This window comes from Prosthecobacter sp. (assembly GCF_044222565.1).
In the GTDB taxonomy this organism is placed as follows: domain Bacteria; phylum Verrucomicrobiota; class Verrucomicrobiia; order Verrucomicrobiales; family Verrucomicrobiaceae; genus Prosthecobacter.
This window is the reverse complement of record NZ_JBGANA010000004.1, coordinates 45,858-70,876: the sequence shown is the minus strand read 5'-3', so window position 1 is coordinate 70,876 and position 25,019 is coordinate 45,858. Positions and strand designations below refer to the sequence as shown.

The window sequence follows — 25,019 nt, the reverse complement described above, 5'->3', positions numbered from 1 at the left end:
CGCTCCCGGCGCTCTTCACTCGTCGAGCTTCGTCACCGTCACGCTCTGGATGTAATACTTGTTGAAAACATTCCCGTCAGACACGAGCGAAAAATTGTAGCCCCAGTAGTTCACAAACTGCGGATCCTTGATCTTCCAGCGCACCGTGTGCCACTCCTTGTTGTCCGGCACCGTGTACCAACCGCCCGCCGTCTTGAAGCCATTTGTGGATTCATACACCAGTTTGAACCCCGCATTGTCATTCGCCGGATTGCGCCGCACCACCACGCTGATCTCAATGGGCACCGCTTCATACGAAAGGAAGCCCGGATCCACCAGAAACAGATTTCCCCCCGGCACATTGCCCGCGCGTGCGGAGCCGCCATATCCCAGCACAGCCGCCGCCACCGCATCGCCAGAGCGCGAGTGCAGTCCCTTCTCCTCCGCATGGTCCCCCATCGTGATCGAAACCGTTTTCGCGTGGCTGAAATCCCCGCCCCACGGCAATGCCTTGCCTTGATTGCGTTTCGCCTGCTCGAGCATCACCGGCGGAACATTGAGAACAAAAACAGGCGCCGACGATAGCACGCAACTCTCCCCCTCGGTCCTCGCCCCGGACACCGCATCCACCATCGCGACCTTCTCCCCCAAGCTCACCTTCTCCGCCATCCCACGATACGCCCACGTGACAAGCACCGCGCCCTTCGGCCCCTGAAACACAAATCCGTAGTGCTTCCCATTTAAGAGCACCCATCCCAGATAATCCGGTCGCTGCCCCAGGTGCTCAATCATCTGCGCCATCGCTGTATAAGCCGGCCGCGCCTCTCCTTTGCCATCCAGCAGCCCCAGCGGCCCGCTGTCGCCATCTCGTCCTTCAAACCAGTGAATGCAAGAAACACCCTGCGCGATGCCCATCGTGTAGGCCTTGATCAGCGCATGCGCCTGCGCGTCCGCACCCTTTTTTACATCGCACCCCAGCTCCGTAAAGATCACCGGCACCAGCGCCTTTGCGGGATTCTGCACCGTCAGCATTTTACGCAAAGCGGGCACGATGTTCATGTACACCGCCTCCGTGCCCGCGTTGTCCACGATGCCATCCAGCACTTCATACGGATGCAGCGTGATGTAGTCGAAATGATCCTTCGCCCCCGCCTTGATCACCTGCTCCAGGTAGTTGATGTGCGCCGACTTCGCAGCCAATCCCACCCGGCATTCCGGATCGGCCGCCTTCGCCGCATCATACGCCGCCATCACGATCTTCGCGTAATCCGCCGGCGTTTGTTCACGCCCCGTGAAGTTCGGCGGCTCATTCCACACCTCCCAGAGCTTGATCCTGTCTTTCGCATGCCCCACCACCGCCTTCACATAAGAAGACCACCCGGCCAGATGGTTCACTGGCAGATTCCCCCGCGCATCCAGCGAGTTCCACTTCGGGTTGCCAATCAGCATTCCTCCCGTTTCAAAATGATGCGCTGAAAAATACGCAAGCTGCTCATCCAGCGTCTGCCAGTGCCACTTCCCTTCCTCAGGCTCCACCTCACCCCAGCCCGTATGCGCCGAGCGGTTGTACTTCAGTCCGATCTTTTCCATCTGCGGCATCCACCGCTCATTGTCACGCGCAGAACGATTGTTCACATGGCAGCTCCCGATCCCAAACGGCCCCGGCATGACCTCCCCCGCCTGCAGCCCCACAGACGCAATGAAAGCAAAGAGTGCAATTTTCTTCATGCTGTTCAAACCGTTGCCAGCCCATCCATCTCCGCCTCGCCCGTGGCAAATCGTTCATCCTGCAGCCCTAGGCGATGCAGCGCGCTCAAGTACAGGTTCGGCAGCGGATAATTGTTCTTCTGGTCAAACGCCAGGTGCTGCCCGTGCTTAAATCCACCGCCCGCAAACAGCACAGGCATGTTCTTGTTGTCATGCGCGGAGGCGTTTCCGAGGTTCGAAGTGAGCAGCACCATCGTGTCATTCAGCAGCTTGTCCGCCTTCAGCTTCCGCAGAAAGCCTCCCCATTGATTGATCACGCCTTGCTCCACAATGGCCAGCTGCGCCAGCTTTTCCTCGTCCATGCCGTGGTGGCTGAGATTGTGATAGCTCTCATCCACGCCTTCAATTCCTTGCACGTTGTTGCCCGTGATGTGCAGCGTGACAAACCGCGTGCTGTCTGTGGCCAGCGCCATGTGGATGATGTCCAAGAAGATGCCATCCACCGCTACCTCGTTGTCCCGCGGGATCTTCGTTGGCGGCAGCAGTTTCACCTTTGGTTTCGGCTTGTGCGTCCACGCTTCATTAGCGGCCAGCCGCTTCTCCAGATCGCGCACGCTGGTAAACCACGCATCCAGCTTTTCGCGGTCTCCCGCGCCCAGCTCACGCTGCAAAGTCTTCGCCTCTGCGCCCACCACATCCATCACACTGCGCCCGCTGCGGATCAGCTCCGCCTGCCTCTCCTGCTCAGCCGGCGAATCATTCACAAACAACCGCGTGAACAGCCGCATCGCACTGTTCTCCGCCGGAATCATCGAGCCGTTCTCCGTGTAGGACGGGCTCGTCTGGCTGTTCGTGTTCAGCACCAGCGAGGGAAACCGCGTCTCATGCCCCAGCTGCTTGGCCATCAGCTGATCCAGCGAGATCGTGTTGCGCGAGGTCGCCCCGCGCGCATTCGGACACGCCGAATAAATGCTCCCCTCCGCCGTGTGCCCGCCCGTAACACCCGGATGTGACGAACCCGACACTACCGTGAAGTCCTCCCGCAGATCCTGGATGCTCTGCAAATACCGCGAAGCCTTGTACCCACGCCCCGCGCCCTCCGGCACCAGATTCGGATTGTGCAGCCCCAGGGCCATGCTCACCCCCACAAAGCGTTTCGCCTGCTTCGTTTCCTTCACCGCCGCAAACGCCGGCGTCATCGCCTCCAGCATGGGAAGTCCCAGTGCCACGCCCGCGCCACGCAGAACGGCACGGCGTGAAACATGGGCACCAAAATTGAAATGGACGTTTTTCATATTCGAAAGAGGGAATCAGTTACTTGCTCAGGAAAATATCACTCAAGACAGCAGCGCGAATCAAGGAGCGCATTCCATGCCCGTTTTGCGTTGTCGTTGAAACCACCTTCTCCAGCGCCTCATCGTTGCTGAAGCGCAGCGGCGCACCGGTGGCGTAAGTCAGAAAATGCGTGGCAAATCCACGCGCGAGCTGATCAGGGTTCCCAGCGTAAAGTCGTTGCCAGGAATGAATGTCCATGAACGTCCCGCCTTCAGGCGTCGTGCCGGACGCATCCACCTGGGCGCCCTTGTTGTTCTTGCCGTAGCCCGTGCGCCACACGCCCACGGGATCGAAATTCTCCAGCGCAAACCCTGGCGGATCAATTGTTTGATGGCAGCTCGCGCAGCTCTCGTTGCTGCGGTGTTTGGCCAGCTGATCACGTATCGAAGTCGCTCCGCGAATGTCCGGCTCGATGGCGGGCACTCCCGGCGGCGGCGGTGGAATGCGGTTGCCCAGAATGCGCTCATTGATGAACAGCCCCCGCACCACCGGCGAGGTGCTCGTGCCATCCGCCGTCACTTTGAGAATCGCCCCCTGCGTGACGAGCCCGCCGCGAATGTCCTTCGCGCCCAGCTTCACCTTTTGCAATCCTTCACCCACTTTAACAGATGCCTCCGTGCGGTAGTGCCGCGCCAGCCTCCCATTGAGAAACGCGAAGTCTGACTCCACCAGATTCGTCACGCTCAGATCCCGCTTGATCAGGTCCGCAAAATATGTCCGCGTCTCCTGCAGCATCGACTCCTGCACCACCGAATCAAACGTGGGAAACTGCCGCGTGTCCGGCGTGGTGAAGTCGATCTCCTTCAGCTTCAGCCACTGGTCCGTAAAACTTTCAACAAAGCGCCGCGCCTTCGCATTCGCCAGCATACGGTCCACCTGCTGCCCCAGCACCTGCGGGTCATGCAGCTTCCCTTCTTTGGCAGCTTCCATGAGCTTGTAGTCGGGCATCGAGGCATAAAGCGCGTAGCTCAGCCGCGAGGCGATGGCAAAATCATCCAGCTTCCCCGGCGTCTCCACAAACGTCAAAAATCGCGGCGAGCACAAAATGGCGCGATACGCGATGCGCAGCGCTTCTGTCGGCGCATCTCCATCTGCCAAAGCCTTGTGCGCGATCTCCCGATACGCCGCCGTCTGCTCCTCCGTCACCGGCCGTCGGAAGGCACGCCTAGCAAAGCGGGTGATCAGCTTGTCCACTGTGGCCGCGTTCAGCTTCTTTACATCCTCATCACCAAACAAATCCTTCTGCACCGTCGCATGGTCCGCATTCGGATAAATGCGCTCCATGTCGATGCCCGTGTGTGCGATGCCCTCGTAGCCCTCCTTCGCCAGATCGCGCCCTTTGAAGGATACATTGCCTCCCTTCGCACCCGTGGGCGGATGTTTGAGCGTGGCATCATTCGGCTTCAGCTCCAGCCGGTGGCCCTTTTGGATCCACGCCTCATACACCAGATCACGCGGCGCACTTGTGGCCTCCACCAGCCCGATCATGTACAGCATCGGCGCGTTCGACTCACACTCGCCCGAGCGCAGCGTGCCCCACACCGTGCCATCCTCACCGGGATTGATGGCCTGCACCCCATGCAGCGTGATGCGATACCACCCGTCATCCGGCACGTACGTCGGCGTCCGGCCAAAAAACTGCAGCGTCATCGGCCACGAAATGCTCTTGCCATCCCGCAGGTCCGGTCCCCGATAATTCCCCCTGCGCTCCTTCGCCAGCATCTCCGGCGTGTAGTGCTTTTGAAAGGTTTCGTCCCCTTTCAGCACCCTTTGAAACGCATCCGTCAGCGCGATGTCTGCTGCATCCAAATAACGCGCCAGCAGATGCTGCGAAAGCTGCTGCCCCGCCGCAACCGTTTCAAATCCATACGACGCCCGGTCCTCCGGCAGCAGCACCTGCAGCGGCATGTCGATCCCCAGCAGATCGTGCAAAGTGTTTTCATACTCCGTCCGCGTCAGCCTGCGGCTGCGCACCCGCCCGTTCGCAGCTATGTCCGCCGCGTCCGCCTTCAGCAGCTCCGGCTTCAGCGCACTCAGAAACTTCTCAGCCTCCGCCTTCGCAGGCTGCGGCTTTTTCTTCGGCGGCATCTCGCCATCCCGCACCCGTTCAAACACCTTCTGCCACCCCTGAAACGCATCCGCATTCGCCAGGTCAAACTTCAGCGCCCCCAGATCCAGCCCGCCCTTCTTCACGTCCGCGTCATGGCACTCCGCGCAGTGCTGGTCGAGAAACGCAGAAGCCCCCTGTGGCAGTTCGGCAAAGCACCGCCCGCCCAGAATCGTGGAGATGGCGGCAAGGCATATCAATGGACACTTCATGAGAGAGATCATTCCGCCTTCGCCTTGCCCTTGGTCTTCGCAAACGGCACCGGCTCCAGCTTCGGCAAAGTAACACGTTTTGCCGCCCACGACACCTGTTCCTCGGCTTTGACACTCCACAGTGTCACATTGTCCAGCTCCACGCTGCCATCCTTCGGCCCGGCGATGCCCAGCCCGTTGCCACCGCTTTCCACCGGCTTCGCGAAGATCGCATGTTTTGCATACAGCGTCGGCCCGTCGGCAAACTGCACCACTGCTTCCTCGCCCTTCAGTTCCGCCATCACGTGGTACCACTTGCCGGGTTCAAACTTAAATTCTCTGGCCTCCGCCACCTTCACGGATTCATGATCCGCCAGCATCTCCACGCCGTTTTTCGTCAGGTGCAGCCGGCAGATGTGGTGCCCCAGCTCGATGAACGGCGCGATGGGCGTCTCGCTCCCACCGCTGAACCGCACTGAAAACTGCGCGATGCACTGCGCCGGGGTGGCTGGCGAGGAAATTCGCGGCTCATAGCCAAAATGGTCCTTCCTTTTCGCCCGGTATTCCGCCGAGGATGGCTTGCCCAGCAGCACCCCGTCCGCGATGACCCACTGCGTTCCCTGCCGCGGCCCCCAGCGCGTTTTCTCCAGCGGCCCCGCTTTGGAAAAATCATCCTGCAGCACCACCTGATCAGGCTGCGCCATTAGCGGTTTCAGATCGGCCGCTGTGGCGCTGGAGAGAGTGAGGACAAGGGCCAAAAGACTGGTTTTCATGCAAAGAGGCGCATACAACGAGGCCGAGCCTGTGAGCTTGCGGAAAATCCCCAGGATCGTGGCAAGGCAGCCTCTCTTTCACCGTTCCTGTCTTCCGTCATGACAAGCCTCCCCCGCCGCCACTTTCTCAAGACCGCCGCCCTCAGCGCCCTCGCCGGACCCAACATCCTCCGCGCGGCTGACGCCAAGCAAAAAATCCGCGTCGCTTGCGTCGGCATCGGCAATATGGGCGGTGGCGCGGTGCAGGCCTCCCGCGATGAGGAAATCGTCGCCTTCTGCGATGTGGACTGGCGCGACCTCGGCGGCCGCAGCGCCTTTGAGCAGGCCAAAAAACACCCTTCTGTCCCCAAGTTCACCGACTTCCGCGAAATGCTGGACAAAAAAGGCGGCGAGATCGACGCCGTCCTCATCTCCACTCCGGATCACACCCACTTCGCCGCGGCCATGGCTGCCATGGAGGCGAAGAAACACGTCTTCGTTCAGAAGCCTCTCGCGCATAACATCTGGCAGGTGCGCACTCTGCAAAAAGCCGCCAAAAAATACGGCGTGCAAACCGTCATGGGAAATCAGGGCCACTGCTGGGAAGGCATCCGCCTTGTGAAGGAATGGTTCGAAGCCGGTGTCCTCGGCGAGGTGCGCGAAGTCCACTGCTGGACCGACCGCCCCATCAGCAAAGTCGGTTTCCTCTCGAAATTCCCCACCCAAGTCCCCGCAGGCGAGCCTGTGCCCAAAGACGTGGACTGGAAGCTCTGGCAGGGGCCTGTGGCTGATGCTGAATACAACTCCCAATACATGCCGCAGTTCTGGCGCGGCTGGTGGAACTACGGCTGCGGCGGGCTCGGCGATATCGGCTGCCACTGCCTCGATGCCCCCTTCTGGACCCTTCAACTCGGCATGCCAGAGAAAGTCGAAGTCGTCGAGCAGCAGCCCGGCGACTTCAAAGGCTACACCGCGCCCAAGTCCCACATCATCTTCCACTTCGCCGCTCGTGGCGAAATGCCGCCAGTGCAGATCCATTGGTATGAAGGCGGCCTTCTCCCCGAGAAACTTCCCGGCATGGAAAAAGGCCTGCCCGACAACGGCATGATCATGAAGGGCAGCAAGGAGACCCTATTCTCCGAAGGCATGCGCGTGCAGAGCCCGCAGCTCTGGCCCCGCGAGCGCATGACACCCATCATCGACATCCTCCGCCGCAAGCCTCTGCCTCGCTCCGTCGCCGGCGAGCCCATCGGCGAGCTCTTCGCCGCCATCCGCGGCACGATCCCGCATGCAGGTTCCCACTTCGACTACGCCTGCCCGCTCACCGAACTCGTCAGCACCGGCGTCATGGCTATCCGCTCCGGCAAAACCATCGAGTGGGATGCCGCCAACATGAAGGTCAAAGGCGCGCCCGAATTCGATTCCTGGATCAAAGAACCCGTGCGTGAAGGCTGGAGCTACGGCGAAGACCTCTGGAAAGCCTAAACATCACCCGCCCATGCATCGGCTCGCCCTCTTCCTCTCTCTCGTTTTCACTGCCTACTCCCAGGAAATCCGCCACACACCCCTCACCCTCAAAGACGGCGGCACTCCTGACAAGCCCGCCGTCTTCGACGGCAAAGGCATGATCATCGATCTCGGCATCGACATCACCTCCCACGATTGGGAAAAGCAGGGCGATGTCTGGATCTCCCGCGGCCCTTTTGAAAAACATCCGCCCGTGGAAGACGTGCAGCGCGCCGCCCTTTTCATCGAGGAAGTCCCCATCCGCATCACTCGCGACCGCGCCGCCGAGCAAAAAAGTAGCGAGAAAGGCAAAGTCCTCTACACCGCCCCTGATTCACTCAAACCCGGCCAGATGGGTTTCAAAGCCGACGGCTCCTTCTACTTCCGCTGGCCTGAGGGCAAGTCCCCCGGCTCCGCCAAAATCTTTCTGCCACCTGCAGGCCTCGCCAGCTGTGTCAACATCGCCTGCTCCTACATCACCATCAAAAACATCACTGCCCTGCACGCCGCCAATGACGGCTTCAACATCCACGGCCCTCGCATCGGCATCCGTCTCGAAAACGTGAAAGCCTTCTCCAATGGCGATGAAGGCATCAGCGCCCACGAAACCGTGCAGATGGACGTCTTCGATTCCGAGATCGCCTGGAACGGCTCCTCCGCCGGTGGTGTGGCCGATGTCAATGACAGCGTCACCACCTACACGAATTGTGAGGTGCATCACAACACAGCGGCCGGTTTCTTCCTCGAAGGAAAATCCCACCGAGTCACCCGCTGCCGCATCCACCACCAAACCCAGGACATCGTCATACGCGATGGCGCACAGGTGGAGCAGTCCGGCAACGAGTGGCTGAAACCCTAAATCAACGAGCAACTAATCAGGCAGCCACTCTTCCGCCCGGACGACCAGACGTAGGAAGTTTGAGCTGCAATAGCTACTCTTGTCTGGCGCACCCACCCCCAGCGCCGCCGCCAGGGATTGGAGCAAACGTTGGAGCTTACCGTGCCGCTGATCGCCGGGCCTTAGCGCCCATCGTACTTTTCTCACGCCCCCAGTGCCTTGCTTTTCTCTGTCGCGGCGCGCACGGCCTGGATCATCGCGTTGCGCAGCCCATGCTGCTCCAGCTTTTCCAATCCGGCGATGGTCGTGCCGCCGGGGCTTGTGACTTCATCGCGTAGAGGCGCAGGGTGTTTGCCCGTGCTCAGCACCATCTCCGCCGCTCCCGCCACCGTTTGCGCAGCCAGACGCAGCGCCGCAGCGCGGGGCAGGCCCATGAGCACGCCGCCATCGGCCAGCGCCTCGATCACCGTATAGACATACGCCGGTCCGCTGCCGGAGAGTCCGGTGACGGCATCCAGAAGTTTTTCCGCCACTTCATCCCCCGTGCCCACGGCCCCGAGAATCTTCGCAGCCAGCGCGGCGTCCTTGGCAGTCGCAGTGCGGCCGCGAGAAAAAGCCGCGGCCCCCTTGCCCACCAGCGCGGGGGTGTTCGGCATGCTGCGGATCACCCGCTGCTTCCCGCCCAGCCAGTTTTCCAAATTCGCCAGCGAAATGCCCGCAGCGATGCTCAGGTAAAGCCGCGAGCCTTTCACCTGCGCCAGCGCCTCGCACAGCGCCTTCATGTCCGCCGGCTTCACCGCGAGGATGATCACGTCGGATGCCGCCGCCACCTCCGCCGGAGTCCCGGTGGTGGATTTGCAGCTCAGGCATTTGCGCAGCGAGTTCACCGCCTCGGGCATCACGTCGCTCAGCGCCACGTTCAGGCTTGCCTTGCCCAGTGCCTGCTCCACCCCACGCAGCAGCGCGCCGCCCATTTTTCCACAGCCGATCAGTCCGAGTTTCATCATGGCGCGACTGTGGGGCAGATGCGGCTCCGTGCAAGTACGCCAATCTTGTCTTGCGTTACACCCCCCATCTTTGCCATGCTCGTACAAATCGTCGCTAAAAATGAACCCCGACCACTTTCAGCCCGAAAAGATCATCGCCGCCGGGCCCTCTGCCAAAGTGTATCGCGGAGTGGAAACGATGACCGGCCGCAAGGTGCTCATCAAAGCCCTGCTTCCAGATCACGAGACCGCCCATCCGCTGGATCGGCAGCGTCTCCAGCAGCTGGCCCCCGCGCTCATGCAGATGCGGCATCCTCAGATCGCGGGACTCATCACCCTGCTTCCCACGGAGGAGGAGTTTGCCATCGTGTCTGAATTCATGCCGGGCACAAACGCCCGCACCCTCGCAGCGCAGCGCAGCCTCACGCCTGCGGATCTCCGCGCCCTGGCCATGCAGCTGATGCATGCCCTGCTGGTGGGCGAGCACCTGCGCCAGCCCCATGGCGATCCCAAGCCGAGCAATCTCATCATCGCCGATCAACCCGGCGGCGGCCTGTTTCTTCAGGTGCAGGACTGGGGCCTCTCGCTGGCGCGCCAGAGCCACCCGGACGAGACCCTCTGGTTCCGCGCACCGGAACTACACGCAGGCGGCCTGCCCACCACGCAGAGCGATCTCTTCACCGCCGGCGGCAGCTTGTTCTGCCTCGCCACCAACAGCACCCCCACCCAGGCCACTGAGGTGGAGGAAATCATGCGCGACTGGCACTCCTTCAGTGCCGGTATGATGCTCCACCACATGCGGCCGGACATCGATCCACCCCTGCGCGACTGGCTGGCCTGGCTGCTCAATCCCGTGCCCCACATGCGACCGCAGGTCGTCGCCCAGGCGCTGGACATGCTGATGCTCAGCATGCACACCGGCTACGCCTACATGCCCCAGCAGGCGCCAGTGATGGCACCCGGAGCACAGACCACCCCGCTGGTGGCTGCAGTGGTTCCTCCCACCGTGCAGGCCACACCAGTCGTGGCTGCCCCTCCTCCAGGCGTGCACACAGCCCCTTTCGTGGCCGCCGTGGTCCCAGGCCCGCAGACTCCTCCGCGGCCGGCCGCTCCGCAGTCCACCGCCCGTTTGGGCAGACCTGCAGTGGCGGCGGTCCCAGTCGCCGTAGCCGTGGCCGTCTCATCTGCAGCCGTCCCCGTGGCCAAAGCCGTTCACGCATCCGCACCTGCTCAGGCTCCAAAGAAACCTTTCAACAGCCGTGTGGTCGTGGCCGTCGCGCTCAATCTGGTCGCAGTCATCGTCATCGGATTTTTCGCCTGGTATTCCCTCAGGCCCCCTGTCTCTGAGCAACCCGCTGCCGCTGCTACGGCGGGCGCCGCCAAAACGGCCAGCCCTGCCAAACCCATCGCCACGGCAGAGCCGACTCCCGCCGCGACAGCCCCTGCGGCCCCCTCTGCTGCTCCGGTGACCGCGACCGCTGGCAGCAGCCAGTAGCGGCCGTATCGACTTGCGGCTGACAGCATTCTCCATGCACCGGGCGCTGATTTCGCATGCGCCGCCGGCGTATTCTTTGACCTAGTGAAACGCTACCCCGCCCTTCTCCTGCTTCTGCTCTCCCCGCCTGCCCTGGCAGCGGTCGATTTCGTTCACGACATCCAGCCCATCTTCAGCCAGCACTGCTACAAGTGCCACGGCCCGCACAAGCAGGAGGCCGCCTTCCGCCTGGACCACAAACCCAGCGCCCTCAAAGGCGGCGACTTCGGCATCGCCATTCTCCCCGGCAAAGCCGATGACAGCCGCCTCATGCACGCCGTGCTCGGCACCAATCCCAAAATGCGCATGCCGCGCAAAGGCGATCCCCTCAGCACCGAAGAAATCGCCAGCCTCAAGGAATGGATCAATGCCGGTGCCGTCTGGCCGGACAGCGCCAGTGCAAACATCGAGAAGAAAACCGACCACTGGGCCTTCAAGCCACCCGTGCGTCCCCCTGTCCCCACGACAGCCAAGCATCCCATCGATGCCTTCATCCGCGAGCGCCTGGCAAAAGAAGGCCTGCAGCCCTCGGCAGCCGCGTCTCCTGAAACCCTGCTGCGCCGTCTCCACCTCGACCTCACCGGTCTGCCGCCTCGGCCTGAGGAGATCGCCGCTTTCACCACGGCATACAAACACGATCCCGCGGCGAGCATCCAGCATCTCGTCTCCAACCTCCTCGCCAGCCAGCACTACGGCGAGCGCTGGGCGCGCCACTGGCTCGATGCCGCACATTACGCCGACAGCAACGGCTACGAGAAAGACCCCATGCGCTTCATCTGGTTCTACCGCGACTGGGTCATTAGCGCTTACAACCGCGACCTGCCTTACGATCAGTTCATCATTCAGCAGCTCGCCGGAGACCAGCTGCCCAAGGCCACGCAGGACCAAATCGTCGCCACCGGATTTCTGCGCAACACCATGATCAACGAAGAAGGCGGCGTGGATCCCGAGCAGTTCCGCATGGAGGCCATGTTTGACCACATGGAGACCATCGGCAAAAGCATCCTCGGCCTCACGATCGGCTGCACGCAGTGCCACAATCACAAGTACGACCCCATTTCCCAGGAGGAGTACTACCGCATGTTTGCCTTCCTGAACAACGACAACGAACCCTGGCGCGTCGTTTACACGGCTCCCGAGCAGATGCAGCGGACGCAAATCCTTGCCCGCACTGCCGAACTCGAAGCCAAGCTCAAGCACGACACCCCCGACTGGCAGCAGCGCATGCAGGCATGGGTGGCTTCCGTCAAAGCCGCGCAGCCGCAGTGGCATACCCTGCAGTTTGAAGACGATCCCTCCGGCGGCGAAAAAGCCCTGCGCCAGCCCGATGGCAGCATCCTCGCCCAAGGCTACGCCCCGACCAAGAGCGATGTGAAATTCGAGGTGAAAGGTTTTCACGATGCCGCAGCCGTTGCACCCCGCACCATTGCCGCCTTCCGTCTCGAACTCATGAACGACCCCAACCTGCCCGCCTACGGCCCCGGTCGTTCGCAGAAAGGCACGGCGGCGCTCACGGAATTCAGCGCCGAAATGAACATCGACGGCAAGCCCACCAAGCTCAAATTCGTCAAAGCCACCGCCGATTTCGGCGAAGCGGAGGACACCCCGCTCGCCCCCTTCGCACGCGACAAGGAAGTGGACAAGGACAAGCGCGTCACCGGCCCCATCGCTTACGCAATCGATGGCAAGGCCTCCACCGCCTGGGGCATCAATGCCGGACCCGGACGCCGCAATGTGCCGCGCAATGCCGTCTTTGTTTTGGAAAAACCCGTCGAACTCAAGGCCGACAGCGCACTCACCGTGACCCTCAGCATGAAACACGGCGGCTGGAACAGCGACGACCTGCAGACCATGAACCTCGGCCGCTACCGCATCAGCGTCACCGATGCGCCCAATGCGGAGGCGGATCCGCTCTATGGCAAAAAATCCGAGTTCTCCGCCTTCCGTACCACCGTGGCTGATTGGAAGCCCGTCAATGACGAGATCGAATCCGTCTGGAAGCAGCACCCTGAAGGCACCACCACCCTCGTGCTGGACCGCCGCGCGGAGCCGCGCATGACCTCCGTGCTCAAGCGCGGCGATTTCCTCAAGCCGGACAACCAGGTGACCGCCGGTGTACCCGCCTTCCTGAACAATCCGCTGCCGAAGGACGCCGACGGCTCACGACTCACCTTCGCCAAATGGCTGGCGGACAAAAAATCGCCCACCACTGCGCGCGCTTATGTGAACCGCGTCTGGCAGGCCCTGTTTGGCACCGGTTTGGTGGAGACTGCCGAAGACTTCGGCACACAGGGCGCTCCGCCCAGCCATCCCGCATTGCTCGACTGGCTCGCCGTCGATTTCATGGAGCATGGCTGGAGCACCAAGTATCTCCTCCGTCTCATCACCAGCAGCGAGACCTATCAGCAGTCCAGCAAGGTGACGCCACAGTTGCTGGAAAAGGATCCCTACAACCGCCTGCTCGCACGCGGCCCGCGTTTCCGTGTGGAGGGAGAGGTCGTGCGGGACATCCAGCTCGCCGCCAGCGGCCTGCTCAATCCCTCCATCGGCGGCCGCCCCGTCATGCCGCCCGCGCCTGCCTACCTGTTTGAAAAGCCCGCCAGCTACGCACCCTTCCCCTGGAAGGTCGATGAAGATGCAAACCAGTACCGCCGCAGCGTCTATGTCTTCCGCCGCCGCAGCACGCCCTACCCGTTTTTGACCACCTTCGACGTGCCCAATGGCGAAAGCTCCTGCATCCGCCGCTCCAAGAGCAACACTCCGCTGCAGGCACTCATGACGCTGAACGAAACCCTCAGCATGGCCGCCGCCAAAGCCCTCGGTGAGCGCATGTGGAAAGAAGGCGGCGCCGATGATGCCTCCCGCATCGCCCACGGTTTCCAGCTCTGCACCGGACGCCAGCCCACGGCCAAAGAAACCGCCGTGCTCGTGGCCATGCTCAAACGCCACCAGCCCAAGCCTGGAGACATCGACTCACATACTTTGATCGCGCGTGTGCTGCTCAATCTTGACGAGACGATTTCGAAGGAGTGAAGTTCCTCACCGCTCGAAAAGTTTGGCCTTCTCGGTGAAGCCCTGCACCTGCTCTCCTGAGATCCCGGGAAAAGCCTCGAACTTCAGTTTTCCGTCAGCCAGCACTTGAACCAGCGCGGTGCCTTGCACTTGTTCACCGCCCGGACGCATTTGCGGCTGGCCAGAACTGCCGAGCTGGCCGTGGATGAGTTCATATTTCACGACGCCGGCCTGCTCGCCGATAGTTGCGGGATCAGGATTGTTGCCCTTCACCCAAAACTGAGCGGCGCGGCCATCGTAGCGGCCTATGGAGAACACGATGATCTTCGGATCCAGGTGGTGATACACAATGGAAAGATGGCCGACCCAGTAGTCGATGCGGCGATTGAGCCCCGCGTAGCCGCCGGTGCCCTGCTCATACCAGTTGCCGATCAGTTTGCCGTCGATGTCATAGTCGATGCGGCCGCCGTAGGGCGGAACCTTGCGCGCGTCTTTCTTGATCAACTCGCCGCGCAACGGCTCGTCGATGTAGTCGAAGGGATCGACCACATGCGGCTTCTGCGGGTCGCGCTGCAGGAACTGAGCGGGCTTGATGAAGCCTTTACGCATCGTGCTTGTGTCGATCAGCGCAAAGTCGAAGGTCTGGTTTCCAATCTTGCCGATGACCTGCCCCGCTTTCACCGGGATGCGCACATTGACCGGCTGGCCGGGCTGCACGCCACCGGGCACCTGCTTCATGATGGCGGCATCGACTTCGATGAGATGATCGACGTAGCTCCACACATGCGCCGAGTGTTCGATGAAGACCTTCAAATCGACAGCGCGGTCAAACACACTGGGATCATACTTTGCCTGACCTCCCTGCGGATTCGGCCGCCACTGCAGCATGACGATGTAACCGTCGGCGACAGCGACGACATCATAGAGCTGGCTGAAGTCACGCGTGTCCACGCCGGTGCCCTGTCCGGGCGGGCGACCGCCGCCCATGCTGCCACGTCCCTGGTTCACCGCGCCCTTTGGCACGAGATACAGGTGGTCGCTCGGCGTCGTGTGGCCGCTTTGCATGTTCCCCAGCGGGATGATGTAGCCGATGTCATCGAGCCGCAGCGGAAAGCTTTGCAGCTTCACCGGCGCGTCGCCCTGCGCCTGGCCACGACTCCACATCTGATTGATCTGCTCCGCCGTGGAGCCCGGACGCGAACTGACGGATTGAGCGCAAAGCGATGCCGCCGCAGCGGTGACGAGGGTGGCAAGAAGTTTGGCATTCATCGTGTTTTAGTGCTCGGAGGGTCTGTTCACGCAATGTCTCTCCTGACAGGGGAAGGATTCCCACTTCATTGCGAGACCTGCATGAGCAGGATTTATGGCAGGCTCTAACACGGCAGGACGCCCGATGTTGCGATCCGCCTTCAGGTGCTACACGAGCACGTCGTGTTCCCACGAGCATTCTGTCCCGACTGCACAACGGCGCAGCCCATGATGGGAATGCCGGTGGACATGTGATTAGTGCGTGAGAAGTCAGGCAGGCCTTCAGCGCGCAGGATGATGCCAACCAAAAGTGCGCCAGGAGTTCACTGCCGTTCCGGGGCAAGTCTCATCCGCCAGAGCCAGTCTTTCTCAGCCTGTCCGCCGTCGTCGCGCGCATCGGGGCCGGCAGACCACAAAAGATAGCCGCCGGATTCAAGGCGATAACCCATCTCCATGCTGGGCCGTGCCGGATCGGTGATCGTGTAGAGCTTCAGATCCTCCTTCACGGCCTCGAGCGAGGCGGGAAAGCCGCCATGCTTCAGGCGGTGCTTCTCCAAGGCGCAGGCGATGATGAGGCAGCGCCGGCGAAAAAGGTTCTCCGCCGCGGCTTCTGCAATGGTTCCGACATTCGGAATGGCGATGGCACCGAGAAAGCGACGTGGATTGGGCCAGGAGTTTGCCTCCCTGCTGCGCATGAGCACCTTTTCACACCGCGGCGCGGCCGTCAGCCAGGCCTCGGGTCCCGCCGGACCGAGCTGCTCGAGCATGCAGTCAGCGTAGAAGGCCACGTTGGCATCGTGCCAGCCGATCGGCCCTTGAGCCAGACCGCAATTAAGGAAGTTTTCCACGAGCCTCTCCCACACCCAGGGCTTCGTGGACCGCGAGGCGAAGAGTTCACCCATTTCGGCACGGTGACTGCGCCAGTAAGCCAGCTGGAAAAACATGCCAAGAATCTCCTGGCCGTGAGCCAGTTGATACTGCTGCAGATCATCAAACTGGCCCAGCCGCACCTGCAGGCGGCCCAGTGACTCCGGTGTCCATGCCGGATGACTCAGCGCCGCATGCAATGCATCAAAGCTTGTCTCATGCAGTGCCAGCGGAACCAGGCAGCCGATCATGCCGCCGCGAGCCGTGCCTTCGCTGACACGCAGCATGATCAGCGCCGTGCTCGCCGTCTTCGCCGTGTCTCCGGCCAGCGCGGCGCTGCGCAGGTGCAGGCCTAGCTGGCGCTGAAAATCGCTTAGCCCGGAGAAGTTGGGAATCACCGCACCCCATGGATTGTCACCTGCCGCTTCCAGGGCCTCACGCGGGCCGGGCTTTATGATGGAGAAGGGTTTGTTGAGTCCCTCAGCGAGCTTGGGCAGCAGGCCGTTGCCATCTCCCAGCTCGCGGGCCAGCACCGTCGCAGCGGTTTCGTCGCCCTGCCCTCCACGTTTCTTCATCCACGCATCCAGAACCAGCCTTTCGATTTCCCCGTCTGCGGAATCGAGAATCTCAGGCTGAATGAAGCCAGGAGGCAGCAGCGCGTGTGAAGGCGCCGTGTATTGCATCTGTCCCATCTTCGGATCGGTCACACGCAGCCAGCTTTCGAGCACGGGATTGGCAAAGTAATTTTCCTCATCAGCCACCTTGGGCGGCATCAGAGCCAGTGGATCATCCGTGCCCAGCCGCTCCACCATGCGCTGACGCACCCCCGCCAGCTCACGTGCACTGCGCCAGTTCTCCCACTGATAATATAGCGTGATGAGCGATACAAGACAGACCAGTGCCCACGCAGCGCGGCGGGTCCAAAGCAGCGACCAAATCCAGCGTGCCAATCGGACGGAATACCAGGAGTTCACGGGAGATCAGGATTGAATTTCATGCGCCACACAAAGTCTTGCTCGCTCTTTCCGCCATCATCCCGACCATCAGGTCCCGGGGACCAAAGCACATAGCCCTCCTTCTCAAGGCGGTAGCTCGGCAACTGCTTCGGGCGTGCGGGATCATTCACAGCAAAGGGCCGGAGTCCATCCTTCACCACATCAAGCGAAGGAGGAAACACACCCTGCTTCGCCCGGTGCTTCTCCAGCTCGCACGCAATGATCAGGCAGCGCCGGTGGAAAAGCACCTCGGCAGCAGCATCAAACAGGTTGCCAACATTCGGCAGCGAAACCGCCCCGATTTTGCGCCGCATGTTCCAGTCGAGATGGCGGTATTCCTCATCGCGCCGTTTTTTGAGCGCCTCGCCGCGCGCCCTGCCATCCAGCCATGCAGACTCTCCCTTTGGCCCGAGCATGTCGAGGTAGGTCTCCGCAAAGAAGGCGGTGTTCGCATCATGCCAGCCGGTAGGGCCGTAAACATAAGCCAGCCGGGTTGCGGTGCGAACCCATTGCTTGCGCCAAGAATCGTCATCAGGGCCAAAGTAGAGCGCGTCAGTGGCATCCCACCCTTGGCGGCACCTTTCGCGGATGTAGATGCCCGCGCCAAATCCTGTCAGAACTTCCAAGCTCATGCCTCGGTCCATGACTTCAAGATCGTTGATCCTGCCCAGTTGCAGTTGCAGCCTTCGCAGCCCGCTCTCGTCCCATGCCGGATAGCTCAGCGCATCCTGCATCGCATCAAATGCCAGACCGTGTGCGGCAATACTGACCAGCGAGCCGACCATCCAATAATGCGAAGTGGCGGCGGACTCTGGAAACAAGCGCAGCAGGATGAGAGCTGAGCTGCGAGCCTTCTCCACATCACCCGCCGCAGCTGCCACGCGCAGGTGAAGGCCCAGGTCACGCATCGTGTCATTCACATTTCCCAGATGAGGCTGGCTGGCGTCATAAGGATTGTCACCTGCCTTGGCAAACCCTTCACGCTGCCCCGGCTTCCACACCGAGAACGGCCGAGAAAGCCCCTCGGCGATCTTCGGCAGCAGGCCGTTGCCATCGCCAAGTTCTCGGTTCATGACCATCTCAGGCCTCTCCCCTTTCAAATCGCGTCCCGTCGCCCAGGCGCTGAAATCCACACGTGAGATCTTGTCTGCTTCGTTCTCGATCATTTTCGGCTTCACAAACCCAGGCGGCAAAAACACTCCCTGCGGGATGACGTAGCGGACGCGCTCCTTGTCACGGTGCAGCCATTGTTCCATGACCGGCAGAGCGAAGAGATTCTGCTCATCTGGCACTCCCGGTGCAGCAAAGGCCACCCAGTCGTCGGTCCCAATGCGCTCCACCATTCGCGCATGGGCCGCCTTCAGCTCAAGTGCGCTGCGTCTGTTCTCCCATTGGTAATAAAGCGTGCCCAACGAGATGAGACAGACGAGCGTCCAGCCCACACGCCGGTTCCACACCAGCGGCGCCACCCATCGGAAGATCCGTACACTAGAGAGGCGGCTGGGGGCCATGGTGCTGCGGGTGGCGGAGTTCATTGGCGAGCTGTTCGATTTGCTTGCGATTGGCCAGAAGCTGCGCGGGTGTCAGCGGCGGCAGCTTCGCGTAACTGTCCAGCGTGGACTGCGGAATCGCCTCAGGCGTCGTCGCCCGGAAAAAGAACGCCAGCAGCCAGCACGCAGCCAGCGGAAGCCGCAGCGGACGAGGAATGAAAGTGAGCAGGGCCAGCAGACGCGGCGCACGCTTCGGCACGACAGAGTCTCGGAGCCTTTCACAATTCCGCTGCGACTCTTCCATCGCCGTTTTCAAAACACGCTCCAGAAACTCTGGTGGCGGATCGCGCCAGCTCTGGGCGCGGAGAGTGGATTCGATGTCTTTCTTCATACCAGGATATGTTTTTGCGCACGCAGTTTTTCCAATCCATAGCGGTAACGGCTCGCCACCGTCTGTGTCGGCAGCCCGAGCAGTTCGCCAATCTCACGAAAGCCCAGCTCCTCCCACACGTGCAGGTGAATCACACTGCGCTGCTCCTCCGGCAGAGCCGCCAGAGCCGCAGTGATCTGCGTGCGCGGCTCCTCCGCCTCGGCATCCCCAGACGGCGCGAACCAGCCCGGCAGCTCATCGGCAAAGCGCTGCATCGCATCCTCCCGCGAGGTGCGCCGCCGCAGCGCATCCAGCGCCAGATTTCGCGTCAGCGTGAAGATCACCGCTCTCTCCGACTGCGCCTGGGCGATCACACCCGCATCTCGCGCGAGCTTGAGAAACAATTCCTGCACCACTTCCTGAGCCAGTGATTCATCCTTCGTCACCGACCATGCGAAGCGATACGCGCTGATGGCGTAGTCAGCATGGAGTCGGGTGAGGGTGGCTTCGGTGGGCGGCATTCGCAGTCAGTTTGACAAACGACGCGCGACCCGGGTGTTTTTATTTGTCGAAATTCCTGAGCCGATCAAAGAACACCAATTCGCCGTCCCATTCTCCCAGCCAACGAGCATCCATCGCGAGAGACGGCTGCGGCTGATTTCGCGGAGGGCCAGTCACCGCGAGGATCCATCCGTCGTCTTTTGCAGCCACGGCTCCAGGATCGGCTCCCATGACAGGGAAGCGCGTGGAAACCTGCCAGTCTCTGCCATCAGCGCTCTTGGCGGTGAAGACGCCTTCGCCACTGCCAAAAAAGGTGATCACTTTGCCATCAGACTGCGCATTGCCCAGCCAGCGGCGGCGGCCCTCGACCTTCACATCTTCAGCGCGCGTGAAATTGAGGCCATCGGTGCTCGTGGCGTGGTAACCGACCCCATCCGTCGGTCTCATCTCCGGCCCCTGACTGGGACGCCCCCTGCTCTTGGGCTGCTCGCCGTTGTCAGGCGAAAAAAGATGAAACACACCCTGATGCAACGCCACGGCGCAGTCGATGACCGAACGGCCTTCGATGCTGAAGCGCACGCCGGGCTCAAACTCATACTCGATACCATCCTTCGAAATCGCCGAATGGATGCGTGGCAGATCTTCGTCAAAGCGCCGGCCTTGCAGCGAGGTGAAATACATGCGCACGCGCCCGTCCGGCAGCGGTACCAGCGTGGGGTCAAACGGGAAGCGCATGCCTGTGGGCAGACCATTGAGCTTCATCACCACGGCCGGTGTCCAGGTCTTGCCTTCATCGGAGGAAAAGTGGATCGCCACTTTATCAAAGGACGCGGGATCATTCTCCGGGAAATGCTGGTGCGCCGCAATCAGCCGTCCATCTGCCATGCGGGCGAGCGTGGGAACTCCGGCACGCTCAAAGGAACTGAGCTTTTCAAACCCGCCCTCGCTACGGACGCGATAGACGATCACATCATTGTTCCAAGGGCCGTTTTCCGGCCGCACATTTTGCTGAACCGGCGCCGCAGGCGGAAACGGCACCAGGGGATTGAACAGCTCCGGGAAAAAATCCTGCGCCGATGCAGGCGCAAGGCCACACAGCGCCACGAGGGCGAGTCGAGAGAATGTGTTCATGGCAGCGAGTGGGATTCCCGCTGTTTTGAACCACGCCGCCCAGCAGAAGTTTCTATACCCGGTCTAAATCGCCAGCGCATTCTCCGCATCCCCGAAGTGCCCCACATGCAGCCCCATGCGATCCATGAGGGCGATATGCAGACGGCACATCTTCCGGTTCGGATCAGCGCTCAGGTCGTGGAAGCGGCCGCCTTGAATGGTGCCACCGCCGTTGCCGGCGAGGACCACTGGGAGCTGGCGCGAATCATGCGCATTGCCGTCAAACAGGCTGCTCGTGAGCATGATCATGCTGTTTTCCAGCAGGGTGCGCTCGCCTTCATTCGTGGCCTGCATCTTGGCAAGGAACTCGCCCCAGAGCTTCACCTGGTGCTGATTCACGCGCTGATACATGTCCAGGCGGTGCTCGTCATTGGCGTGGTGGGAAAGCTCATGAATGCCCCCGCTGATGCCTTCCAGGCTGGGGAAGCGCATGTTGGAGAGGTCGTTGTTCATCATGAAAGTCGCCACACGCGTGCGGTCCATCTGGAAGGCCAGAAGCATGATGTCAAACATGAGGCGCAGATGATCTTCCGCACTGGTGGGAATGCCTGCACCCGGACGCGCCAGCGTCGGCACCTTCACCGTGGGCTGCCAGCCTGCGCCATTGGTTTCCGCCTTGCTGATCTTTTCCGCCAGTTCCACGCGCTGCTCGATCTCGCGCACTGATGTCAGGTATTCATCCAGCTTCTGTTTGTCGCGCTGGCTGAGCTTGGGCTTCAGCGCACCCGCATCTTCCATCACCATGTCGAGGATGCTCTTGTCGCGCTTGCGCTTGCTGCCGTCGTCAAAGAGCTGATCAAACGCCTGCTGCGGAAAAATTTCCTTCGGCGCCGGTGTCGTCGGTGTGCTCCAGGAAATATAGGCGGAGTAAATGGAAGTGAACCCCGAGTCCGTGCTGTAGCTGGGCCGCTCGGTGCCCAGCACCACACTCGGCATCGGCGTGAACTTGCCCGTCTGCGCCGCGACAAGCTGGTCCATGGTGGTGCCCACTTCGACATCCGTGGTGGTCTTCTTCACCTTGAGACCGCAGAGCACATTCATTTTCGGATAGTGCCCGCCCTCACCTTCCACTGTCGTCGGATTCCACAGCCCCTTGAACACGCTCACATGCTTCTTAAGCGGCTCCAGCGGAGAGAGCGTCTTCATGAACTCCATGCCCGCCGCCCCCTGCGTTGCGCCCCAGTGGTGCGGATTCACACCATTGCCCGTAAAGCACACAGCCAGGCGGCGCGGTGCGGTATTGTTTTTGACCGCATCCGCTCCAAACGAGCTGATCGATTCAAACCACGGCAGGCCGAGGGCGATTCCGGTGCCACGGAGAAATTTGCGACGAGAAAGGTTCATATGAGCAAACAGGGTTATTGATTGGTAGTGGCAATGACCGCCTCACTCCGGCGGTTGAGAAACTGGCGGCTGTTGATGACTTCGAGCACGGCTGCAGAAAATTTTCCGCCATTCTGCTTCAGCGTGGCCTGCATCTTCGCCAACAGCGCCTTGTCGCTCGGCATGGTCTGGCGGCCCAGCGCATAGCCGAGGAGCTTGCGGCAGAACTGCGCGTTAAAATTGGACTCGTTCTTTTTCAGATAATCGCGCAGTCCGGCGAGCCCCTGGAATTTGGTCCCATCTTTCAGCTCCCCTGTGTCGTCGATCTTGCCCCCAGTTTCGTCCGCGGTTCGGAAGCGGCCGATGGGATCAAAACTTTCGAGCGCAAAACCAAGAGGGTCGATTCGCTCATGACACACGGCGCAGGCGGCGTCGGTGCGGTGAATCATGAGGGCTTCACGCAGAGAGGCGGGCTTCACGGCGCTGTCAGGCAGCTTCGGCACATTCGGCGGCGGAGGCGGCGAGCTGAAGCCCAGCACCACCTGGTAAAGGTAGTCTCCACGGACGACCGGGCTGGTGCGGTTCGGGCGGGAAGTCTTCGTTAAAACAGCCCCCATGCCGAGCAGACCGCCGCGGTGCTGCTGCGCCACTTTGACTTCGCGGAAGTCACCGCCGGTCACACCGGGAACCCCGTAGAATTTGGCGAGCCTCTCGTTCAGGTAGGAGTAGTCCCCCCCGATGATGTCTCCCACATTGCGGTCATCCCGCACCAGGTGGGAGAAGAACTCCGTGGTCTCGCGTTGCATGTCATTGCGGATCTCGGAGGTGAACTCAGGATACTTCTTCTCATCCACGCTGCTCTGCGCATCAAAGCCCGCAAACTTCAGCCACTGCCCCGCGAATTCTTTGGCCATGGCGTTAGCTTTTGGATCACGCAGCATCCGTTTGGTTTGCGCGGCCAGGACCTCGGGCTTCAGCAGACTGCCATCTTCAGCCGCTTTGCGCAGCTCCCAGTCAGGCTGCGAGGCCCAGATGAAATAGCTGAGGCGGGAGGCAAGCTCAAAGGCATTGAGCTTCACATCGCCCGGAGCGGCGTTGGCCATGGGCAGAGTCTCCGCCTTGAAGAGGAAATACGGAGAAACCAGCACACGCACCACGACCTCACGTGCCGCCGATTCGCGGTCCAGCTCTTTCTTGCGGCCTTCAAAGTACAGCGCATCGAGCTTCTGGCCTTCTTCCGGCGAGATAGGACGCCGCCAGGCACGGCCGGCGAACTGACGCAGGTGCCCAAGCATCGCAGCATCAAACTCCTTCTGCTGCTGCGGGTTGAGCTTGGGATTGGCGGTATAGCCAAAATCCTTCTTCATCGCCGCGAGGTAGTCACGATCCTTGGCCCCTAGAAGCTGGCCGAGCTGGTCGTCGCTGAAATAATAGACCGTGATGCCCGGTTTCCAGCGGTAGAGATTGCTGGCCACTTCCTCCAGCCGGCGCTCATACATGTCTGGAAAAGCCTGCTTCATCACACTGAAGTCCCGCATGGTGTTGCGCGAGGCATCGGTCTGCGTTTTCCACACGGTGAGGAAGCCCGGGAGGATCTTGGTCACATCTGGCGGCGGCCCGGCGGTGAGCTTCCACTGAATGGTGGCTTCATTGATATCCGGGTTCTGCAGATCCAGCCGCGCTTCAGCATGGATCGATGTGACGGTTTCTGGCAGCGGCAGTGTAAAGACCAAAGGAGCCGCGATGGCCAGCACACCCGGCTCGATCTTCCGGCCCTGCGGGTGCTTGCCAAAGGCGCTCTTCACATTCTCCAGCTCGGCGATGCGCTGCTTCAGCGCCTCCGCATTCGCGGGGGGCGGTGTGGCTCCCAGAGCCTTCTGATCCTCACCAATCTGCTTGTTCAGCCAGTCCATGTAGAGCAAAGGGCCTTTGGTGGTCTTGACATCCAGCTTAGTGATAAGTGCGATGTCCCCCTTGTTGCCATCACCATCATCGCCGATGCAGAGGTGCACCTTCTTCTGGCCTTTCACGTCGAGCACCATGTTATAAGCGCGGATGCCGTCCGCATCCTGCTGCTGGCGCTGCACGCCGCTGCCGGGCTTTTTGGGGTTGTTCCAGGAGAGGAGCTGGGCCTGGATGGCCTTGGCACCATCGATCACGGCCTGCGGCACCTGCCCGGGCTTGGTAGCATCCGGCCCCGGCAGCTCGCGCCAGGCCACACGGGTCAAATCAAGAAAGCGCGACTTCGGCTCCGTGGCATTCACCAGATTGTTCCAGTTTTGCAGGAAGGGCAGCTGCAGCCCGCCTTCCTTGGCGAGCTGCTCCAGCGGAGTCTGAAAGTGCTTGTGCTTCCAGCAGGCGACCATGTAGTCCGCCTCGCGCATGTCATCAAAGTCCTTCGGCAGATGCGGTGCCGCCTTCTGCTGATACCAAACATACAGCGCCTGCTGCGCCTGCGCCTTCACCTGCTCCGGCCCGCGCAGGCCGATGCGCTGCGTATTGAACACAATGCCCGTCCCTGGCATGATCGTCGCATGGTCGGCCGCCTTGCGCGCCGCGCCGAAGTACTTGTCCAGCGCCGCCGGACTCATGAACAAAACATCGCCCGTGTTGCTGAAGCCTTCCCCGCCACCGCCGTCCGTTTGAAATTCTTTGGCAAAGCCGTAGTCGTGTCCGGTCAGGTCCCGCACCGTGTAGTCATACTCCGCATTCGTCAGCCGGCGCATCGTCACCGGGCCGGGATCTCCTGACTGCGCCGCAGCCAGAGCATCCAGCTCCCCGTTCACCCAGCCCAGCAGGGCCGTGTGCTCCTGATCGCTCATCTGGTGCGCCTTCGGCGGCGGCATGTCACCGTTTTCGATGGTGTCCTTCACCTTCAGCCACACCTCAAAGTGCTTGGAAAGCTGCGGGTCCGCCGCAAACTGCTGCAAGTCCACATCTCCTTTGGTCTTCTTGGGGTTGTGGCACTCGTAGCATTTCGCTTTGAGAACGACTTCGGCATCTTTCCATGCGGGAGCCGCAGAAAGCGAAAACGTGCCGACGACAAAGCCGGCCAAAGCAAGATGGCGTGAATTCGGAAACATGAGGGGGTACCAGTGATACGGGCGT

General features: G+C 61.2%; 17 protein-coding genes. 4 read left to right on the top strand and 13 right to left on the bottom strand.

Annotated features, from left to right (window positions below; all coding sequences use genetic code 11):
- Nucleotides 1–15: 15 nt before the first annotated feature.
- Genes ACILSR_RS06965 through ACILSR_RS06950 form a run of 4 tightly spaced genes read right to left on the bottom strand, consistent with a single transcriptional unit; the run spans nt 16 to nt 6,092 of the window.
- The gene (locus tag ACILSR_RS06965; RefSeq protein WP_395749019.1) at nt 16–1,707 is read right to left on the bottom strand and encodes a hypothetical protein; all 1,692 of its coding nucleotides are present in this window, start codon (nt 1,705–1,707) and stop codon (nt 16–18) included.
- 5 nt (nt 1,708–1,712) lie between these two features.
- On the bottom strand, nt 1,713–2,981 hold the full coding sequence (locus ACILSR_RS06960) for a DUF1552 domain-containing protein (protein ID WP_395749018.1): 1,269 nt from the start codon (nt 2,979–2,981) through the stop codon (nt 1,713–1,715).
- Nucleotides 2,982–3,000: 19 nt separating this feature from the next.
- Nucleotides 3,001–5,340 (bottom strand): DUF1592 domain-containing protein, encoded by a 2,340-nt coding sequence (locus ACILSR_RS06955; protein ID WP_395749017.1) that lies wholly within the window; start codon nt 5,338–5,340, stop codon nt 3,001–3,003.
- 8 nt (nt 5,341–5,348) lie between these two features.
- Nucleotides 5,349–6,092: a hypothetical protein gene (locus tag ACILSR_RS06950; RefSeq protein ID WP_395749016.1), complete on the bottom strand. Its 744-nt coding sequence runs from the start codon at nt 6,090–6,092 to the stop codon at nt 5,349–5,351.
- Between the two features lie 99 nt (nt 6,093–6,191).
- Here ACILSR_RS06950 and ACILSR_RS06945 point away from each other — a divergent pair, with 99 nt between their 5' ends.
- Nucleotides 6,192–7,556, top strand: a complete 1,365-nt coding sequence (locus ACILSR_RS06945; RefSeq protein WP_395749015.1) for a Gfo/Idh/MocA family oxidoreductase — start codon at nt 6,192–6,194, stop codon at nt 7,554–7,556.
- A gap of 13 nt (nt 7,557–7,569) precedes the next feature.
- Nucleotides 7,570–8,436 (top strand): right-handed parallel beta-helix repeat-containing protein, encoded by an 867-nt coding sequence (locus ACILSR_RS06940; RefSeq protein WP_395749014.1) that lies wholly within the window; start codon nt 7,570–7,572, stop codon nt 8,434–8,436.
- Nucleotides 8,437–8,618: 182 nt separating this feature from the next.
- Here the strand turns inward: ACILSR_RS06940 and proC are convergent, their stop codons facing one another.
- Complete coding sequence (gene proC / locus ACILSR_RS06935; protein WP_395749013.1) at nt 8,619–9,422, bottom strand: pyrroline-5-carboxylate reductase; 804 nt, start codon at nt 9,420–9,422, stop codon at nt 8,619–8,621.
- A gap of 100 nt (nt 9,423–9,522) precedes the next feature.
- On the opposite strand from proC, the gene ACILSR_RS06930 reads away from it, so the two are divergent.
- The gene (locus ACILSR_RS06930; RefSeq protein WP_395749012.1) at nt 9,523–10,896 is read left to right on the top strand and encodes a serine/threonine protein kinase; all 1,374 of its coding nucleotides are present in this window, start codon (nt 9,523–9,525) and stop codon (nt 10,894–10,896) included.
- Nucleotides 10,897–10,980: 84 nt separating this feature from the next.
- Complete coding sequence (locus ACILSR_RS06925) at nt 10,981–13,968, top strand: PSD1 and planctomycete cytochrome C domain-containing protein (protein ID WP_395749011.1); 2,988 nt, start codon at nt 10,981–10,983, stop codon at nt 13,966–13,968.
- 6 nt (nt 13,969–13,974) lie between these two features.
- Here the strand turns inward: ACILSR_RS06925 and ACILSR_RS06920 are convergent, their stop codons facing one another.
- The 8 genes from ACILSR_RS06920 to ACILSR_RS06885 all read right to left on the bottom strand — a co-directional run bounded on the left by ACILSR_RS06920 (nt 13,975) and on the right by ACILSR_RS06885 (nt 24,994).
- Entirely contained in the window at nt 13,975–15,216 is a 1,242-nt protein-coding gene (locus tag ACILSR_RS06920) for a hypothetical protein (RefSeq protein ID WP_395749010.1), read from the bottom strand.
- A 302-nt stretch (nt 15,217–15,518) separates the two neighbouring features.
- Nucleotides 15,519–17,036 carry a hypothetical protein gene (locus tag ACILSR_RS06915; protein WP_395749009.1) on the bottom strand — a complete coding sequence of 506 codons (1,518 nt, stop codon included), beginning with the start codon at nt 17,034–17,036 and terminating at the stop codon, nt 15,519–15,521.
- Nucleotides 17,033–18,592 carry a hypothetical protein gene (locus ACILSR_RS06910; RefSeq protein WP_395749008.1) on the bottom strand — a complete coding sequence of 520 codons (1,560 nt, stop codon included), beginning with the start codon at nt 18,590–18,592 and terminating at the stop codon, nt 17,033–17,035. The genes ACILSR_RS06915 and ACILSR_RS06910 overlap by 4 nt, the downstream gene beginning before the upstream one ends.
- A complete protein-coding gene (locus ACILSR_RS06905; RefSeq protein WP_395749007.1) occupies nt 18,546–18,938 on the bottom strand; it encodes a hypothetical protein in 393 nt (130 codons plus the stop codon). The genes ACILSR_RS06910 and ACILSR_RS06905 overlap by 47 nt, the downstream gene beginning before the upstream one ends.
- Complete coding sequence (locus ACILSR_RS06900; protein WP_395749006.1) at nt 18,935–19,438, bottom strand: RNA polymerase sigma factor; 504 nt, start codon at nt 19,436–19,438, stop codon at nt 18,935–18,937. The genes ACILSR_RS06905 and ACILSR_RS06900 overlap by 4 nt, the downstream gene beginning before the upstream one ends.
- 40 nt (nt 19,439–19,478) lie before the next feature.
- Nucleotides 19,479–20,549: an exo-alpha-sialidase gene (locus tag ACILSR_RS06895; RefSeq protein WP_395749005.1), complete on the bottom strand. Its 1,071-nt coding sequence runs from the start codon at nt 20,547–20,549 to the stop codon at nt 19,479–19,481.
- Between the two features lie 63 nt (nt 20,550–20,612).
- A complete protein-coding gene (locus tag ACILSR_RS06890; RefSeq protein WP_395749004.1) occupies nt 20,613–21,932 on the bottom strand; it encodes a DUF1552 domain-containing protein in 1,320 nt (439 codons plus the stop codon).
- 14 nt (nt 21,933–21,946) lie between these two features.
- Nucleotides 21,947–24,994 (bottom strand): DUF1592 domain-containing protein, encoded by a 3,048-nt coding sequence (locus tag ACILSR_RS06885; protein ID WP_395749003.1) that lies wholly within the window; start codon nt 24,992–24,994, stop codon nt 21,947–21,949.
- Between the last annotated feature and the right edge of the window lie 25 nt (nt 24,995–25,019).